The sequence below is a fragment of the Gulosibacter sediminis genome (genome assembly GCF_014904065.1).
Classification (GTDB): Bacteria; Actinomycetota; Actinomycetes; order Actinomycetales; family Microbacteriaceae; genus Gulosibacter; species Gulosibacter sediminis.
In genome coordinates, this window is sequence record NZ_JACXJG010000011.1 from 29612 (window position 1) to 30952 (window position 1341).

A 1341-nucleotide genomic window follows, 5' to 3' on the forward strand; every position below is an offset into this window, starting at 1 on the left:
GCCCAGGCGGACCTGCCTGCGTCTGCGGTGGTAGGTCCGCTCGACCCAGGTCACGATCGCGATGCGNACTCTTCACGTGTGGTCCAGGAGCGGCGGNTCAGGACGTTCTTCTGCAGCAAGCTGAAGAACGATTCCATCGCCGCGTTATCGCCGCAGGACGCGACCCTGCCCATCGAACCGACGAGGTTATGGACGGCGAGTTCGCGGCGCAGTTTCCTGCTTCGAAATTGCGATCCTCTATCTGAATGGACGATACAGCCGTTCACGTTTCCGCGCATCCGGACGGCGTTGCGGACAGCTCGGACCGCGAGTGATGCCTTCATTCTCGAGTCGATCGANACCCACGATCCGACCGCTGAAGGCGTCTTTGACCGCGCAAAGATAGAGCCGGCCTTCGCTCGTTTTGTGTTCCGTAATATCGGTCAGCCAGAGCTGGTTCGGCCGGGACGCCACGAACCGGTGACGCTCACGCCCGTGCTCCTCAATGACGACGCAGAGATCGTCGTGAACGGCGGGGCCAGGCTTCTTGCCGTTCTTGCTCCGCTTCTTCCCGAACACACTCCACCAGCCAGTCGATGATGCGATCCGCCACGCGGTCCGATCCGACATCGCCTGGCCCTCCTCGCGGGCCTCGTCGGCGAGGAGCCGATACCCGAACTCCGGGTCGTCGCGGTGCGCGGCGAACAGCGCGTTCGCCCGATACGCCTCCTCGAGCTCCCGGCTTGTCACAGGATCACGTAGCCAGCGGTAGTAGGGCTGGCGAGCGAGCTTCAAGCCCCGGCACGACACCACGACAGGGATTCCGTCGGCGGCGAGCTCGCTCACGAGCGGGTACATCATTTTCCCGGCAGATGCGCNGGACAGATACGCGGTCGCGCGACGCAGCACCTCGACCTCCTGCTCGAGGAGGCGATTGCGCTTACGGAGCTCGCGCAGCTCGGCGGAATCCTGCTTCGTCTCACCCGGCTGTTCGCCGGCTTCGATGCGGGCTTGACGCATCCACTTGTCGAGAGTTCCGACATGGACGCCGAAGTCCTTCGCGATCTGCGCGAGGGAGACGTCTGGGTCGCGGTTCTGCGCGACACGGACGACGTCGTCGCGGAACTCCTTGGGGAACGGCTTGGGCATGATGACATCCNTCCAGGCCAGCCCTCTCGGCTAGCCATGTTTGACGTCACCAGTTCCTACATCAGACCCGTTCGTTGCTCCGTTCAGTCGAGGAGTTCCGCAAGCAGCTTCTCGATGCGCTGCTTGATGTCGTCGCGGATCGGGCGCACGGCGTCGATGCCCTGGCCGGCGGGGTCGCCGAGCTTCCAGTCCTCGTACCGCTTGCCGGGGAAG

The 1341-nt window shown here is 64.1% G+C and carries 2 pseudogenes; both read right to left on the reverse strand.

The annotated features are described in order from the left end of the window. A pseudogene (locus ID132_RS06910) lies at positions 1–1128 on the reverse strand (IS3 family transposase); the annotation flags it as partial. An 83-nt stretch (positions 1129–1211) separates the two neighbouring features. Next, positions 1212–1341 (reverse strand): annotated as a pseudogene (locus ID132_RS13810) (heat-shock protein HtpX); the annotation flags it as partial.